The organism is Alkalispirillum mobile (genome assembly GCF_003664325.1).
Classification (GTDB): domain Bacteria; phylum Pseudomonadota; class Gammaproteobacteria; order Nitrococcales; family Halorhodospiraceae; genus Alkalilimnicola; species Alkalilimnicola mobilis.
Genome location: NZ_RCDA01000004.1, coordinates 1 through 14,302, shown reverse-complemented (window position 1 = coordinate 14,302; position 14,302 = coordinate 1). Strand labels below are relative to the sequence as shown.

Annotated in this window: 15 protein-coding genes; 9 read left to right on the top strand and 6 right to left on the bottom strand. The window is 68.4% G+C overall.

Going from position 1 to position 14,302, the window contains the following annotated elements:
• Positions 1–32: 32 nt before the first annotated feature.
• Together hemB and DFR31_RS11325 are read right to left on the bottom strand one after the other, a co-directional pair.
• The gene (gene hemB / locus DFR31_RS11330) at positions 33–1,031 is read right to left on the bottom strand and encodes a porphobilinogen synthase (RefSeq protein ID WP_121442808.1); all 999 of its coding nucleotides are present in this window, start codon (positions 1,029–1,031) and stop codon (positions 33–35) included.
• Entirely contained in the window at positions 1,028–1,234 is a 207-nt protein-coding gene (locus tag DFR31_RS11325) for an oxidoreductase-like domain-containing protein (RefSeq protein WP_121442807.1), read from the bottom strand. The genes hemB and DFR31_RS11325 overlap by 4 nt, the downstream gene beginning before the upstream one ends.
• A gap of 148 nt (positions 1,235–1,382) precedes the next feature.
• On the opposite strand from DFR31_RS11325, the gene DFR31_RS11320 reads away from it, so the two are divergent.
• Genes DFR31_RS11320 through DFR31_RS11310 form a run of 3 tightly spaced genes read left to right on the top strand, consistent with a single transcriptional unit; the run spans position 1,383 to position 4,029 of the window.
• Positions 1,383–2,369, top strand: a complete 987-nt coding sequence (locus DFR31_RS11320) for a flagellar motor protein MotA (protein WP_121442806.1) — start codon at positions 1,383–1,385, stop codon at positions 2,367–2,369.
• Positions 2,362–3,513, top strand: a complete 1,152-nt coding sequence (locus DFR31_RS11315; protein ID WP_121442805.1) for a peptidoglycan -binding protein — start codon at positions 2,362–2,364, stop codon at positions 3,511–3,513. The genes DFR31_RS11320 and DFR31_RS11315 overlap by 8 nt, the downstream gene beginning before the upstream one ends.
• Before the next feature lie 12 nt (positions 3,514–3,525).
• Complete coding sequence (locus DFR31_RS11310) at positions 3,526–4,029, top strand: alpha/beta fold hydrolase (RefSeq protein ID WP_121442804.1); 504 nt, start codon at positions 3,526–3,528, stop codon at positions 4,027–4,029.
• A gap of 25 nt (positions 4,030–4,054) precedes the next feature.
• Here the strand turns inward: DFR31_RS11310 and DFR31_RS11305 are convergent, their stop codons facing one another.
• From DFR31_RS11305 to DFR31_RS11295, 3 genes are all read right to left on the bottom strand, one after another.
• Positions 4,055–4,933 carry a phosphoribulokinase gene (locus tag DFR31_RS11305; RefSeq protein ID WP_121442803.1) on the bottom strand — a complete coding sequence of 293 codons (879 nt, stop codon included), beginning with the start codon at positions 4,931–4,933 and terminating at the stop codon, positions 4,055–4,057.
• A gap of 61 nt (positions 4,934–4,994) precedes the next feature.
• Positions 4,995–5,687, bottom strand: coding sequence for a ribulose-phosphate 3-epimerase (rpe, locus tag DFR31_RS11300; RefSeq protein ID WP_121442802.1), 693 nt, complete (start codon positions 5,685–5,687; stop codon positions 4,995–4,997).
• A gap of 306 nt (positions 5,688–5,993) precedes the next feature.
• Positions 5,994–6,923 (bottom strand): LysR family transcriptional regulator, encoded by a 930-nt coding sequence (locus DFR31_RS11295; RefSeq protein ID WP_121442801.1) that lies wholly within the window; start codon positions 6,921–6,923, stop codon positions 5,994–5,996.
• Positions 6,924–7,068: 145 nt separating this feature from the next.
• On the opposite strand from DFR31_RS11295, the gene DFR31_RS11290 reads away from it, so the two are divergent.
• The 4 genes from DFR31_RS11290 to DFR31_RS11275 all read left to right on the top strand — a co-directional run bounded on the left by DFR31_RS11290 (position 7,069) and on the right by DFR31_RS11275 (position 12,211).
• Positions 7,069–8,490, top strand: coding sequence for a form I ribulose bisphosphate carboxylase large subunit (locus DFR31_RS11290; RefSeq protein WP_121442800.1), 1,422 nt, complete (start codon positions 7,069–7,071; stop codon positions 8,488–8,490).
• Between the two features lie 50 nt (positions 8,491–8,540).
• Positions 8,541–8,897, top strand: a complete 357-nt coding sequence (locus DFR31_RS11285; RefSeq protein WP_121442799.1) for a ribulose bisphosphate carboxylase small subunit — start codon at positions 8,541–8,543, stop codon at positions 8,895–8,897.
• A gap of 137 nt (positions 8,898–9,034) precedes the next feature.
• Positions 9,035–9,841, top strand: a complete 807-nt coding sequence (locus DFR31_RS11280) for a CbbQ/NirQ/NorQ/GpvN family protein (RefSeq protein ID WP_121442798.1) — start codon at positions 9,035–9,037, stop codon at positions 9,839–9,841.
• 39 nt (positions 9,842–9,880) lie between these two features.
• Positions 9,881–12,211, top strand: coding sequence for a nitric oxide reductase activation protein NorD (locus tag DFR31_RS11275; RefSeq protein WP_121442797.1), 2,331 nt, complete (start codon positions 9,881–9,883; stop codon positions 12,209–12,211).
• A gap of 37 nt (positions 12,212–12,248) precedes the next feature.
• Here DFR31_RS11275 and DFR31_RS11270 read toward each other — a convergent pair whose 3' ends face one another.
• Positions 12,249–12,524: an Lrp/AsnC family transcriptional regulator gene (locus DFR31_RS11270; RefSeq protein WP_121442796.1), complete on the bottom strand. Its 276-nt coding sequence runs from the start codon at positions 12,522–12,524 to the stop codon at positions 12,249–12,251.
• 209 nt (positions 12,525–12,733) lie between these two features.
• Here DFR31_RS11270 and gap point away from each other — a divergent pair, with 209 nt between their 5' ends.
• Positions 12,734–13,744: a type I glyceraldehyde-3-phosphate dehydrogenase gene (gene gap, locus DFR31_RS11265; protein ID WP_121442795.1), complete on the top strand. Its 1,011-nt coding sequence runs from the start codon at positions 12,734–12,736 to the stop codon at positions 13,742–13,744.
• Positions 13,745–14,066: 322 nt separating this feature from the next.
• A partial coding sequence (locus tag DFR31_RS14125; protein ID WP_425452565.1) for a hypothetical protein occupies positions 14,067–14,302 on the top strand: 236 nt, incomplete at its 3' end.

Here is a 14,302-nt window from a genome sequence, read left to right as displayed (position 1 = left end):
TGTTAATGAAATCGGCGCCCCATTGAGGCAGTTCAGTCGGCCTCCTGCAGCCAGCGCGCGGCGGCCTCGGCGTGGTAGGTGAGGATGCCGTGCGCGCCGGCCCGCACCAGGCTGGTCAGCGCTTCCAGCACGCAGGCGCGCTCGTCCAGCCAGCCGTTCTGTGCCGCCGCCTTGAGCATGGCGTACTCACCGCTCACCTGATAGGCGAGTGTAGGCACCCCGAACTCGTCCCGCACCCGGCGGATGATGTCCAGGTAGGGCAGCCCCGGCTTGATCATCACCATGTCGGCCCCTTCCTCCAGGTCCAGGGCCACCTCGTGCAGGGCCTCGTCGCTGTTGGCCGGGTCCATCTGGTAGGTCTGCTTGCCCGCCCCCTTCAGGGCCGAGGCCGAGCCCACGGCATCGCGAAAGGGCCCGTAGAAGCTGGAGGCGTACTTCGCCGCGTAGGACAGGATGCGCACGTTCCGGTGCTCGTGGGCCTCCAGGGCGTCGCGGATGGCGCCGATGCGCCCGTCCATCATGTCCGACGGCGCCACCACGTCGGCGCCGGCATCGGCGTGGCTCAGCGCCTGGCGGACCAGCACCTCCACGGTCTCGTCGTTGAGCACGTAGCCGGCGTCGTCGATCAGCCCGTCCTGGCCGTGGCTGGTGTAGGGGTCCAGGGCCACGTCGGTGATCACGCCCAGCTCGGGGAACTGCTCCTTGATGGCCCGCACCGCGCGCTGGGCCAGCCCCACCGGGTTGGCCGCCTCGCGGGCGTCCTCGCTCTTGTGGTCGGGGGCGATGACCGGGAACAGGGCCACGGCGGGGATCCCCAGCGCGACGACCTCCTCCAGGTAGTCCAGGGTCAGGTCGATGGAACGGCGCTCCACGCCGGGCATGGAGTCCACCGCCTCGCGCCGGCCCTCGCCCTCCAGCACGAACAGCGGCAGGATCAGCTGGTCCACGCTCAGGCGGGTCTCCCGCACCAGGCGGCGGGAGAAGGCATCGGCGCGCAGCCGGCGCATGCGGGTCCGGGGGTAATGGCTCATTGCTCCGCCCCCTCGGCCTCGCGGGCCTTGCGCACCGCCCGCTCGTGCTCGGCCTTGAGGTAGGCGACGGTCTCGCCCCACTCGGCCAGCTTTTCCTCGTAGAGGTCCATGACGCACGGTATGCAACCGCTCCCGCAGCACTCGGAGGGATCGGGCTTCTCGGGCTGGGGCGGCAGCTTGGGTTCCGGTGGCAACTTGCTCACGGGTCAACTCCTGTTCATATCCTGTGGCTATTCTCCCACAAAGCGGCCGCGGCCCTGAAGTCGCGGCCCAAACCGTGCGCCAGGGCACTTTCACACCACCGAAAATGTCGCTAGGTTGAGACAGCACAGCAAACCAGGAGCTCGGCTGATGACCCCTCCCACCCGCGTACTCAACTGGATGGCCCTGTTTGTCGCAGCGGTGGTCGCCGTCTGCGCCCTGCTCTGGGAGCCGCTGCTCGACGCGCTGCTCGCCAATCCGGTGTTCAACGGGATGATCCTGATGGCCCTGCTGGTGGGGCTCGCCATCAACGTCCGCCAGGTGCTGGTTTTGGCCCCGGAGGCGCGCTGGGTGGATGCCGTGGGCCAAGGCTACACGCCCCAGGGCCCGGGCGCCCGGTCCAGTCCCCTGCAGGCCCTGCGCCACAGCATGCACCGGCGGGGCGAACGCCCGCGGCTGTCCACCCTGGCCGCCCGCACCCTGCTGGACGGGGTACGCGGCCGGCTGGATGACAGCCGCGACCTGTCGCGCTATTTCATCGGTCTGCTCATCTTTCTCGGCCTGCTCGGCACCTTCTGGGGGTTGCTGGACACCCTGCGCGCCATCGGCTCGGTGCTGGCGGGCCTGTCCCCCGAGGGCCAGGAGGCCACGGCGCTGTTCGCCGCCCTGCGCGACGGGCTGCAGGAGCCGCTCGCCGGCATGGGCACGGCCTTCAGCTCCTCGCTCTTCGGCCTGGGCGGGGCGCTGGTCCTGGGCTTCATCGACCTGCAGACCGGGCACGCCCAGAACCGCTTCTACAACGAGTTGGAGGAGTGGCTGTCCGGCTACGTGAGCACCAGCGGCGCGGTGGCCGACGGGGAGCAGGCGGTGCCCGCCTACATCGAGGCGCTGCTGGAGCAGACTGCCGACAGCCTGGACAAGCTGCAACGCACCATGCAGCGCGCCGAGGGCCAGCACCACGGCCACGCCGACGAGGCCACCCTGCAGCACCTGCGCAACATGGACGCCTGCCTGATGCGCCTGCTGGAGGACATGCCCACCCACCGCGCTCAGCTCACCGACGAGCTGCGCAGCGAGATCCGGCTGCTGGCCCGCACCCTGGCCGGGGGCCGCGGGAGCGGAGGCCGCGATGCTTGAGGACAGTCGCCGCCGGCGCCGTGGGCTGAACATCTGGCCAGGCTACGTGGACGCCCTGGCCACCCTGCTGCTGCTGTTCGTCTTCGTACTGTCGCTGTTCATGGTGGCACAGTACTTCCTCAGCGACGCCCTCTCCGGCCGGGAGGCCGCGCTGGAGCGCCTGGAGGCGGACATCGACGCCCTCACCGAGATCATCGCCATGGAGCGCGAGGAGCGGGCGGCCACCGAGACACAGTTGGCCGAACTGGAGACCCGGTTGGTGGCCACCCTGGCCCAGCGGGACGAGGCCCGCGCCCGTGTCAGCACGCTGGAGTCGCAGCGCGCGGCGCTGGAGGACAGCCTGGCCGACCAGGAGGAGACCCTGGCCGAGGCGGAGACCCGGCGCGGTGAGCTGGAGTCGCGGCTTGCCGGCCTGGAGGCGCGCGAAGGGGAGCTGGAGGCGGAGCGCAGCGAGCTACGTGACGCATTGACCGATCGGGAGGAGGACCTGGAGCGGGAACGGGCACTGACCGACGACCAGGCCGCCCGCATCGACCGGCTACACCTGCAGATCATCGCCCTGCGCGAGCAGCTCTCCGCCCTGTCCGAGGCCCTGGACCTCAGCGAGGCCACGGCGGCCGCCCAGCGGGCCGAAATCCGCGACCTGGGCGAACGGCTCAACCTGGCCCTGGCCGAGCGGGTTCAGGAGCTCTCGCAGTACCGCTCCGAGTTCTTCGGGCGCCTGCGCGAGGTCCTGGGCGACCATCCGGACATCCGCATCGAGGGTGATCGCTTCCTCTTCCAGTCCGAGCTGCTGTTCGATACCGCGTCGGCGGACCTGGGTGATGAGGGTCGCGAACAGCTGGCCGGTCTGGCCACCACCCTGGATGAGCTGCGCCAGCGCATCCCCGAGGACCTGGACTGGGTGTTGCAGGTGGAAGGCCACACCGACCGCCGCCCCATCCGGACCGCCGAGTTCCCCTCCAACTGGGAGCTGTCCAGCGCCCGCGCCCAGACCATCGTCCGCTACCTGATGGATCAGGGGATTCCGCCGGAACGCCTGGCCGCCGCCGGCTTCGCCGAGTACCAGCCGGTGGACGACCGCGACACGCCGGAGGCGTGGGCGCGCAACCGCCGCATCGAACTGAGACTGACCAACCGATAGGCCTAACAACCGATGTCCACCGTATTCTTCGCCCACGGCAAGGAGTCCGGCCCCTGGGGCCGCAAGATCAGCGCCCTGGCCGACGTGGCCCGGGAGGCCGGCTTCCAGGTGGAAAGCCCGGACTACAGCCACACCTTCGACCCGGATGAGCGGGTGCGCCAGCTGCTCGCTCTGGCACCGGAGCAGCGGCGCCGGCCGTTGGTGCTGGTGGGCTCCAGCATGGGGGGGTATGTCTCCGCGGTCGCCGCGGAGCGGGTCGCCGTGGACGGGCTGTTCCTGCTGGCCCCGGCGCTCTACATGCCCGGCTACCCGGCCGAGCCCCGCTGCCGGGCGCGGCGGATGACCGTGGTGCACGGCTGGAACGACGCCATCGTCCCCGTGGACAACGGCATCCGCCTGGCGCGGGCGCACCGGGCCAGACTCCACGTGCTGGACGCCGGTCACGACCTCAACGAGACCCTGCCCTGGCTGTGCGAGACCTTCGCCCGCTTCCTGGGCGAGGTCCGGGCCGACTGAGCAGGGCGCCGGCCCGGGCCCGGCCTCAGGTCAGCCGGGTGCGCCGCTCCACCAGCTCGTGGATGATGGGCGTCAGGATCAGCTCCATGGCGAAACCCATCTTGCCGCCGGGCACCACGATGGTGTTGCGCCGGGCCATGAACGAATCGTTGATCATGTTCAGCAAATAGGGGAAGTCGATGCCGAACTTCTCCGGTTTGCGGAAGCGGATCACCACGAAGCTCTCATCCAGCGTGGGGATATCGCGCGCAATGAAGGGGTTGGAGGTGTCCACCAGCGGCACCCGCTGGAAGTTGATGTCCGTGCGCGAGAACTGCGGTGTCAGGCAGGTGACGTAGTCCGGCATGCGGCGCAGGATGGTGTCCACCGTCTTCTCGGCGGTATAACCCCGCTCGGCCTCATCCCGGTGGATCTTCTGGATCCACTCCAGGTTGACGATGGGCACCACGCCGATCAGCAGGTCCACCCAGCGGGCCACGTCCACATCCTCCGTGACCACGCCGCCGTGCAGGCCCTCGTAGAAAAGCACGTCGGTCCCCGGCTCCACCCGCTCCCACGGCGTGAACTCCCCGGGCCGCACCCCGTGCAGCACCGACTCCTCCTCGTTGTGCACATAGTAGCGCCGCTCGCAGCTGCCGGTCTCGGAGTACTCGCGGAAGGTCTGTTCCAGCTTTTCGAACAGGTTGGCCTCCGGGCCGAAGTGACTGAGGTTACGGCCCTCCCGGTTGGCCTGGACGATGGCCTCCTTCATCTCCTGCCGGTTGAAGCGGTGCAGGCTGTCACCCTCGATGACGCACGGGCTGACATGCTCGCGGTGAAAGATGTGCTCGAAGGCATCCTTGACGGTACTGGTCCCGGCGCCCGAGGACCCGGTCACGGCAATGATGGGGTATTTCCTGGACATGCTTGACTCCTCCTGCGGCCGCGGCGCCCACCTCTACGGGTCGATCACGCGCGGTCTGGTTTCATGAGGCAGTGGTCCCGGGACGCTGTGCCCGGGCCAGTTCCGCCCGCATGTTTTCTATGGTTTTCTGGTAATCGTCTGTTCCGAAGATGGCGGACCCGGCGACAAAGGTGTCGGCCCCGGCCTCGGCCACCGCCCGGATGTTGTCCGTCTTCACGCCACCGTCCACCTCCAGGCGGATAGCCCGGCCCGAGGCGTCGATCAGGGCACGGGCCTCGCGCAGCTTGTCCAGCGTGCCGGGGATGAACTTCTGCCCGCCGAAACCGGGGTTCACCGACATCAGCAACACCATGTCGATCTTGTCCATCACGTAGCGGAGCACATCCAGCGGCGTGGCCGGATTGAACACCAGGCCCGCCTTGCAGCCGCAGTCACGCACCAGCTGCAGGCTACGGTCGATGTGCTCACTGGCCTCCGGGTGGAAGGTGATGTAGTCGGCCCCCGCCTCGGCGAAGTCCGGGATGATCCGGTCCACCGGCTTGACCATCAGGTGCACGTCGATGGGCGCGGTCACCCCGTGCTTGCGCAGGGCCTCGCAGACCAGGGGGCCGATGGTGAGGTTGGGGACGTAATGATTATCCATGACGTCGAAGTGCACCATGTCCGCACCGGCGGCGAGCACGGCATCCACCTCCTCGCCCAGACGGGCGAAATCGGCGGAAAGAATAGACGGTGCAATCTTGTAATCGGTCATGGTCTTCTCCTCGTACTTCCGGGTCGCATCGGCTGGCGCGCCGCCGGAATCGATAGCCCGATTATGGAGACGGCAGCGCGCAGGGGTTCAATTAAGGATTGGTTATCATAACGATAAAGGGGAGCGGGAAAAGCGCGGCCTACGCGGGGTTGAACGGCGCCAGGCCCCGGCACCGGGCGCCCCGGCGCAGCCGTCAGGGGCAAACCCCAAGACCACTGGCCGCGACAATCTGCCCTAGGTAACCCGCCCGGTCCGGGCAACGCGATGACCGCGCGCCAGCAACCGGGGGCGGGATCAGGCGGGCTATCAGGTGTCGGGGGCGTCCTGGGGTGCGGGCAGCTGCCAGTGCGCCTCCGCCTCCTCCAGCACGAAGCGGCGGAACTCCGCCGCCACCGGCGAGAGCCGCTTGCCGGCCCGGTGCACCACGTACCACTGGCGCTGGATGGGAAAGCCCTGCACGTCCAGGATGGCCAGACACCCCAGGCTGAGCTCCATGGCCAGGGTGTGCTGGGAGACCAGCCCCAGGCCCAGCCCGGCCTGCACCGCCTGCTTCAGCGCCTCGTTACTGCTCATCTCCATCTCGGACTGCAACTGCACCCCTTTGCGGGCAAAGAAGCGCTCCATGGCCACGCGGGTGCCGGAGCCCCGCTCGCGGACCACGAACAGCTCGTTTTGCAGCCGCTCCGGGGGGATGTCGCGCTCCCGGGTCAGCGGGTGGTCGGGGCTGGCAATGACCACCAGCGGGTTGGCCATGAAGGCGTCGGCCACCAGCTCCTGGCCCTCCGGCGGCTGGCCCATGATCACCACGTCCCGCTCGTTTTCCATAAGCAGCCGGAGCAGGCCCTCGCGGTTGGTCACGTCCAGGCTGAAGCTCACCCCCGGATTGCGTCGGGAGAAGGCGGCCAGCAGGTGGGTGGCGAAGTAGTTGGCGGTGGTAGCCACGGCCACGCCCAGGCGTCCCCGGTTCAGCCCCTGCAACTCCTCCATCACCAGCTGCGCCTCGCGCAGCTCGCGCATGATCCGGCGCGCGTAGCCCACCAGCTCCCGCCCGGCCTCGGTGAGGTAGATGCGCTTGCCCAGCTGCTCGAACAGCGGCAGCCCCACCTGCCCCTCCAGCTGTTTGATCTGCATGGAGACAGCGGGCTGGGTCAGGAAAAGCTCCTCGCTGGCCCGGGTGAAGCTCAGGTGGCGGGCCACCGATTCAAAGACGCGCAGCTGTCGAAGTGTGACGTTCATGGCGATCAATTTATAAGACTTTACTTATGCCCTCAATCAGAAGGATTGAGTTTTCTTTTGGTTCACCGCCGGTAAGCTGCCAAAGAAGCAACGGCCACGGAATCGGCCAACCCCGAAATAGAGAATAACTGGAGGAGAACCGGCGATGTCGAGCAAAACCTATTCCGCAGGTGTGAAGGATTATCGCGAGACTTACTGGGAGCCCGATTACGCGATCAAGGACAGCGATTTCCTGGCCTGCTTCAAGGTGGTCCCACAACCGGGCGTCCCCCGCGAGGAGGCAGCCGCGGCCGTGGCTGCCGAATCCTCCACCGGCACCTGGACCACCGTCTGGACCGACCTGCTGACCGACCTGGAGTACTACAAGGGCCGTGCCTACCGCATTGAGGACGTCCCTGGCGACGACGAGGCCTTCTACGCCTTCATCGCCTACCCCATGGACCTGTTCGAGGAGGGCTCGGTAGTCAACGTCTTCACCTCGCTGGTGGGGAACGTCTTCGGCTTCAAGGCCGTGCGCAGCCTGCGCCTGGAGGATGTGCGCGTGCCGCTGGCCTACGTCATGACCTGCAACGGCCCGCCCCACGGCATCCATGTGGAGCGCGACAAGATGGACAAGTATGGCCGGCCGCTGCTTGGCTGCACCATCAAGCCCAAGCTGGGGCTGTCCGCCAAGAACTACGGCCGCGCCGTCTACGAGTGCCTGCGCGGCGGGTTGGACTTCACCAAGGACGACGAGAACGTCAACTCGCAGCCCTTCATGCGCTGGCGCGACCGCTTCCTCTTCGTGCAGGAGGCCACCGAGAAGGCCCAGCAGGAGACCGGCGAGCGCAAGGGCCACTACCTGAACGTCACCGCCCCCTCCCCCGAGGAGATGTACGAGCGGGCGGAGTTCGCCAAGGAGATCGGCGCGCCGATCATCATGCACGACTACCTGACCGGCGGCTTCTGCGCCAACACCGGCCTGGCCCGCTGGTGCCGCAAGAACGGGATGCTGCTGCACATCCACCGCGCCATGCACGCGGTGATGGACCGCAACCCGCGCCACGGCATCCACTTCCGCGTGCTGGCCAAGGCGCTGCGCCTGTCCGGTGGCGACCACCTGCACACCGGCACCGTGGTGGGCAAGCTGGAGGGCGACCGCGCGGCCACCGAGGGCTGGATCGACCTGCTACGCGACCGTTTCATCCCCGAGGACCGCGCCCGCGGCATCTTCTTCGATCAGGACTGGGGCGCCATGCCCGGGGTCTTCGCGGTGGCCTCCGGCGGCATCCACGTCTGGCACATGCCGGCCCTGGTCTCGATCTTCGGCGACGACGCCGTCCTGCAGTTCGGGGGCGGCACGCTGGGCCACCCCTGGGGCAACGCCGCCGGCGCCGCGGCCAACCGGGTGGCGCTGGAGGCCTGCGTCAAGGCCCGCAACGAGGGCCGCAGCCTGGAGCGCGAGGGCAAGGACATCCTGGTCGCCGCCGCGCAGCACAGCCCGGAGCTGAAGATTGCGATGGAGACCTGGAAAGAGATCAAGTTCGAGTTCGAGACGGTGGACAAGCTGGACACGGCCCACCGCTAAGTCAGCACAGCACATCAAAGCCATAAAGACCGAATCTGGAGGAGACCCCCATGAGCCAGGTGCAAGACTACCCGTCCAGCCTTTCCGATCCGGCCAGCCGCAAGCTGGGGACATTCAGTTACCTGCCACCAATGACCGATGACGAGGTCCGGCGGCAGGTGGAGTACATCATCAGCAAGGGCTGGAACCCGGCCATCGAGCATAGCGAGCCGGAGAACGCGCACATGTACTACTGGTACATGTGGAAGCTGCCGATGTTCGGCGAGACCGACGTGGAGCGGGTGCTGGCCGAGGCCGAGGCCTGCCACCGCGCCCACCCGGAGCATCACGTCCGGCTGATCGGTTACGACAACTACGCCCAGAGCCAGGGGGCGGCCATGACCGTCTACCGCGCCACGCCGCGCTGACCTCCGCGGGGGCGTTACCAACCAATCCGGTCACGCCGCCCCACGGGGGCGGTGTGGGCTCCCCTGCCCCGCGTTGCAGGGCGGGCCGGCCGCCGGGTTGGCGCTGTCATACGGACAACCCGGCAGGGTGAAGCACCATGATCGACACCGAGCAATACACCATCGCCCAGGAACCCTATTACCGTCCGGTGGGCAACGAGACCGAACTCTTTGAGGCCGCGCACGCCGCACGCATGCCGGTGATGCTCAAGGGCCCCACCGGCTGCGGCAAATCCCGCTTCGTCTCCTGGATGGCCTGGCGACTGCAGCGCCCGCTGATCACGGTGGCCTGCAACGAGGACATGACCGCCGCCGACCTGGTCGGCCGCTACCTGCTGGATGCCGAGGGCACCCGCTGGCAGGACGGCCCGTTGACCCTCGCCGCCCGCATCGGGGCGATCTGTTACCTCGACGAGGTGGTGGAGGCGCGCCAGGACACCACGGTAGTGATCCACCCGCTCACCGATCATCGGCGGGTGCTGCCACTGGAGAAAAAGGGCGAACTGGTGGAGGCCCATCCCGGCTTCCACCTGGTGATCTCCTACAACCCCGGTTACCAGAACCTGATGAAGGATCTGAAACCCTCCACCAAACAGCGCTTCGGGGCGCTGCACTTCGACTTTCCCGAGGCGGAGGCAGAGGCAGAGATCCTGATGCACGAGGCCGGGGTGGACACCACCACGGCGGAGCGGCTGGTGCAGGTAGGCCAGCGGGGGCGCAACCTCAAGGGCCACGGCCTGGACGAGGGCATCTCCACCCGCCTGCTGGTCTACGCCGGACAGCTCATCGCCCGCGGCATCGCCCCCGGTGCGGCCTGCCGCATGGCCCTGGTTCACCCCATCACCGACGACCCGGACCTGCGCGACACGCTCGAAGCGGCGGTGGACACGCACTTCCCGGACTGATGCGGGCGCGGGGGCACAGGCGGCGACGAGGAGCGAGTCATGACGAGTGAAATCCACACGCTGGCGGATGAATTGCGCGGCACGCACCACGAGGTGGCCGACGTCCTGGACGCCTGCCTCGCGGATGCCAGCCGGGTGATGTCCAGCGACAGCCAGGTCCGGTACCTGGAGGCGGCGCTCGCGCTGCACCGCCTGGGCCGCGGCCACGAACTGGTCGTCACCTGGCTGGAAGCCATGCCCCCCGTCGCCCGTGAGGCCGGCGAGGCCATCATCCCCGACACCGCCAGCGCCGCACTCAAGCTCGCCTCCATGGTCAGCGGCCAGGTGGTCGGCCTGCTGTTCGACAGCCTGCCTACCGCCGCCCGCCGCCTGGGCGATGCCGAACTGCTACGCCAGTACCTCGCCCTCGTCCACCAGCTCTCCGGCCGCGCACCCCGCGCCCTGCGGCCGCTGTTCACCCACCTGGACGAGCTGCTCTCGGTGCTCACCCTCAGCGGCCTGCGCCGCTGGGCCCAGTGGGGCATCCAGGCCTACGCCCGCGACTACGAACGGCTGACCGCCTACTTCGCGCTGGCATCGCCGGACAGCCAGCAAATCCTGCAACAGGAGCGGCGCGGCGTGCTGTTCGTGGACGTGCAACGGCGGCTCGGCTTCTACCTGCGGGCACTCTGGGGCCGCGCCTTCCTGCTGCGCCCCAACGCGGCCGAACCCGGCAGCCCGGAGGCCCGCCCCTTCATCGCCCAGGGCGCCCTGCACCTGCCCGACGCCCTGGATGACGCCGGCCCCGTGAGCGGCCTCAACGTCTACCGCGCCCAGTGCGCGCATGCCGCCGCCCACATCGCCTTTGGCGACGGGCCGCCCATGCCCGCGGAGGCCCTGAGCCCCGCCCAACGCTACCTGGTCGGCCTGGTGGAAGATGCCCGGGTGGAGGCACTGGCCACCGCCGCCTTCCCCGGCCTGTTCCCGCTCTGGCGCAACCTGCTTCAGGCGGCGCCCCGCAGCGAGGAACCCACCCTGGCCATGCTCCAGCGCCTGGCCCTGGCGCTGCTCGATCCGGATCACGGCGACGAGCACCCGGTGGTCAGCGAGCTGGCCCACCGCTTCCACCAGGGCGTGCGCGCCGGCGACCCGGGCCCGGCCCTCGCCGCCGAGCTGGGGCTGGACCTCATCGGCCACCTGCAGTCGGCCGGGCCGCTGCCCCCGCTGAGCCGCCTGGAGGCGCTACCGCTGGTCTACCGGGACGACAACCGCTTCCTCTGGGCCGAGCCGGAGCCTGCAGAGACCGCCCTGCAGGCCGCCCGGTCCAACGCCCCGGTACAGCGCCGTCCCGGCCTGATCGAGATGGTCAACGAGCTGGACTGCGAACTGGCGGGGGACGACGCCCAGGAGATATGGATCCTGGACACGGAGTATTTCCGAGACGGCGACCCGGAAGGGGTCAGCGTGAACGAACTGGAGGGGCGCCCGGCCGCCAGCCCGCCCTTCCACTACCCGGAGTGGGACTACCAGGCGCAACTGCACCGGCCCGACTGGGTCACTCTGGTGGAGCGGCGCCAGCCCGCGGGCAACCCGGACGACCTGGCGGCGATCATGGCGGAATACCGCCCGGTGGCGCGCAGGCTGCAGAGGGTCATCGACAGCCTGATCCCGCAGGGGCTGGTCCGCCAGCGCCGCCAGGAGGACGGTGACGAGATCGATCTGGATGCCGCCATCCGCGCCCGCATCGACCTGCGCGCCGGCCACACGCCCGACCAGCGGGTCAGCATCCGCTACCACCGCCAGGAGCGTGACCTGGCCGTGCTGCTGTTACTCGACCTGTCCGAATCGGCCAACGACGTGCTGCCCGGCGCCGACCGCCCCCTCATCCAGCTGACCCGCGAGGCCACCACCCTGCTGGCCTGGGCCGCGCAAGGCATCGGCGACCCCTTCGCCGTGCACGGTTTCGCCTCCGAGACCCGGCACGACGTCCATTACCACCGCTTCAAGGACTTCGACCAGCCCTGGGACGACGCCGCCCGGGCCCGGGTGGCCGGGCTGAGCGCCGGGCTATCCACCCGCATGGGTGCCGCGCTGCGCCACGCCGGGCACTACCTGTCCCGGCGCCCGGAGCGCCACCGGCTGGTGCTGCTGCTCTCCGACGGCGCGCCCTCCGATATCGACGCCCCCGACCCGCAGTACCTGCGACAGGACACCCGCAAGGCGGTGGAGGCGCTGCACGCCCGTGGGGTGCACGCCCACTGCCTCACCCTGGACCCGGCGGCCGACCAGTACGTGCAGCACCTGTTCGGCCCGCGCGGCTACACGGTGCTTGACCACCCCCAACGGCTACCCGAAAAGCTGCCTGCGCTGTTCGCCAGCCTGACCCGCTGATCCCGGCCCAGGTCCAGACCCAGACCCAGACCCACGCTCACATGCCCAGGGAGAACATGCTCTCCAGGTCGTGGCGCGAATGGGCCTTGAAGGCGAGCAGGGTCTCGGTGTGCTCGATCCCCTCCAGCGGGGCAATCCGTTCCGTCACCAGGCCGGCGAGGTCCTCGTTGCGCGCCACCCGGATGATCGCCACCAGGTCGTAGCTGCCGCCCACCGAATAGCACTCCGACACCCCCTCCAGCCCTGCCAGCTGGTCGGCCAGCTCGTTTAGCCGCTTCGGGTCCACCTGCATCAGAATAATCGCTGTCACCATTTTCCTGCCTCCTTTTATCGCTTTCACGGGCGGCCAACAGCACCGGGCTGCCTGTGCCGGCCCGAACCCCTGCCAGGGCTTATGCTTTCATCAGGAACCCTTAATTCCCAGGGCCATGTCCTGTTTGCCAGCATGTTCACCAGACATAAACCCCGGGCAGCCCCGCTGCCACGGACATAAGGAAACAGAAAGCCAGGGGGAAGTACACAATGGCGATCAAAATAGCGATCAATGGCTACGGCCGCATCGGGCGCAACGTGCTCCGCGCCCTGTACGAATCGGGCCGCACCGATGAAATCCAGGTGGTGGCCATCAACGACCTGGGTGATGCCGAAACCAACGCCCACCTGACCCGCTTCGACAGCGTCCACGGCCGTTTCAACGGCAAGGTGCAGGTCGAGGGTGACGCCATGGTGGTCAACGGCGACCGGGTCCGGGTGCTCTCGGAGCGCGACCCGGCACGACTGCCCTGGAGCGAGCTGGGGGTGGACCTGGTCATGGAGTGCACCGGCCTGTTCAACAGCCGCGAGAAGGCATCCGCCCACCTGGAGGCCGGCGCCCGCAAGGTGCTCATTTCCGCCCCCGGCGGCGGCGATGTGGACAACACCGTGGTCTACGGGGTCAACCACGACACCCTGAAAGCCGAGCACACCGTGGTGTCCAATGCCTCCTGCACCACCAACTGCCTGGCACCGCTGGTGCTGCCGCTGCACCGGGCCATCGGCCTGGACCGCGGGCTGATGACCACCATTCACGCCTACACCAACGACCAGGTCCTCACCGACGTCCACCACAAGGACATCCGCCGGGCCCGCTCGGCCACCATGAGCCAGATCCCCACCAAAACCGGGGCCGCTGCCGCAGTGGGGCTGGTCTTGCCGGAACTGAACGGCCGACTGGACGGCTACGCCATCCGGGTGCCCACCGTGAACGTCTCCATTGTCGATCTCACCTTTACCGCCCAGCGCGAGACCAGCGTGGAGGAGATCAACCAGGTGGTGCGCGAGGCCGCCGAAGGGCCGCTGCGCGGCATCCTGGCCTACAACGACGCCCCGCTGGTCTCCATCGACTTCAACCACGACCCGGCCTCCAGCACCTACGATGCCAGCCTCACCAAGGTGACCGGCAACCTGGTGAAAGTCACCGCCTGGTACGACAACGAGTGGGGCTTTTCCAACCGCATGCTCGATACCGCCGTGGCCATGATGCGCACCGGCTGACCCGAACCCGCACGGCAAAAGGCGGCCTTATGGGAGCCATAAAAAGCCCTGAATTCCATCCCGGGCCACCTTTTGCCAGCATGGATTCGTAGACAACGATAAGACCACCGGCAAAGCCCCGAAGAGGGCCGCCGGGCATAACGAACAGCCAGGAGGAGAACCGGCATGAAAACCACCGCATGCCCACAATCTTTCATGGCGCAGCAGTGGCTGTTCCGCCACGCGCGCCATCTGCAAAGTCAACGCCCGCGCCGGGTCCGACACCGGGCACCGTCACAGCAGCCGGGCGCTCACCGAGTCGGGTGACGGGCTTCTTTCCCTCGTGAAGCCCCTTCCGGCGGACTGGGGACAGCCCGCCGGTTTCTTACACCAGACGCTGCGGCCAGCCGGCCGCGCGTCGCCCCACAATCGCCCGGGCGCATCCACTGGACCGCGCCCGGGTACCAGCCCAGGGAGATTCCCCATGCCCACACGCCGAGAGCTGGCCAATGCCATCCGAGCCCTGTCCATGGACGCGGTGCAGCGCGCGAAGTCCGGTCACCCGGGCGCGCCCATGGG

Bases quoted from the DNA above. Each gene is read 5' to 3' on its own strand.
- DFR31_RS11270 (WP_121442796.1), bottom strand. From the start codon at position 12,524: ATGGTGACAGCGATTATTCTGATGCAGGTGGACCCGAAGCGGCTAAAC.
- DFR31_RS11290 (WP_121442800.1), top strand. From the start codon at position 7,069: ATGTCGAGCAAAACCTATTCCGCAGGTGTGAAGGATTATCGCGAGACT.
- DFR31_RS11275 (WP_121442797.1), top strand. From the start codon at position 9,881: ATGACGAGTGAAATCCACACGCTGGCGGATGAATTGCGCGGCACGCAC.
- rpe (WP_121442802.1), bottom strand. From the start codon at position 5,687: ATGACCGATTACAAGATTGCACCGTCTATTCTTTCCGCCGATTTCGCC.
- hemB (WP_121442808.1), bottom strand. From the start codon at position 1,031: ATGAGCCATTACCCCCGGACCCGCATGCGCCGGCTGCGCGCCGATGCC.
- DFR31_RS11320 (WP_121442806.1), top strand. From the start codon at position 1,383: ATGACCCCTCCCACCCGCGTACTCAACTGGATGGCCCTGTTTGTCGCA.
- gap (WP_121442795.1), top strand. From the start codon at position 12,734: ATGGCGATCAAAATAGCGATCAATGGCTACGGCCGCATCGGGCGCAAC.
- DFR31_RS11315 (WP_121442805.1), top strand. From the start codon at position 2,362: ATGCTTGAGGACAGTCGCCGCCGGCGCCGTGGGCTGAACATCTGGCCA.
- DFR31_RS11280 (WP_121442798.1), top strand. From the start codon at position 9,035: ATGATCGACACCGAGCAATACACCATCGCCCAGGAACCCTATTACCGT.
- DFR31_RS11305 (WP_121442803.1), bottom strand. From the start codon at position 4,933: ATGTCCAGGAAATACCCCATCATTGCCGTGACCGGGTCCTCGGGCGCC.
- DFR31_RS11295 (WP_121442801.1), bottom strand. From the start codon at position 6,923: ATGAACGTCACACTTCGACAGCTGCGCGTCTTTGAATCGGTGGCCCGC.
- DFR31_RS11310 (WP_121442804.1), top strand. From the start codon at position 3,526: ATGTCCACCGTATTCTTCGCCCACGGCAAGGAGTCCGGCCCCTGGGGC.
- DFR31_RS11285 (WP_121442799.1), top strand. From the start codon at position 8,541: ATGAGCCAGGTGCAAGACTACCCGTCCAGCCTTTCCGATCCGGCCAGC.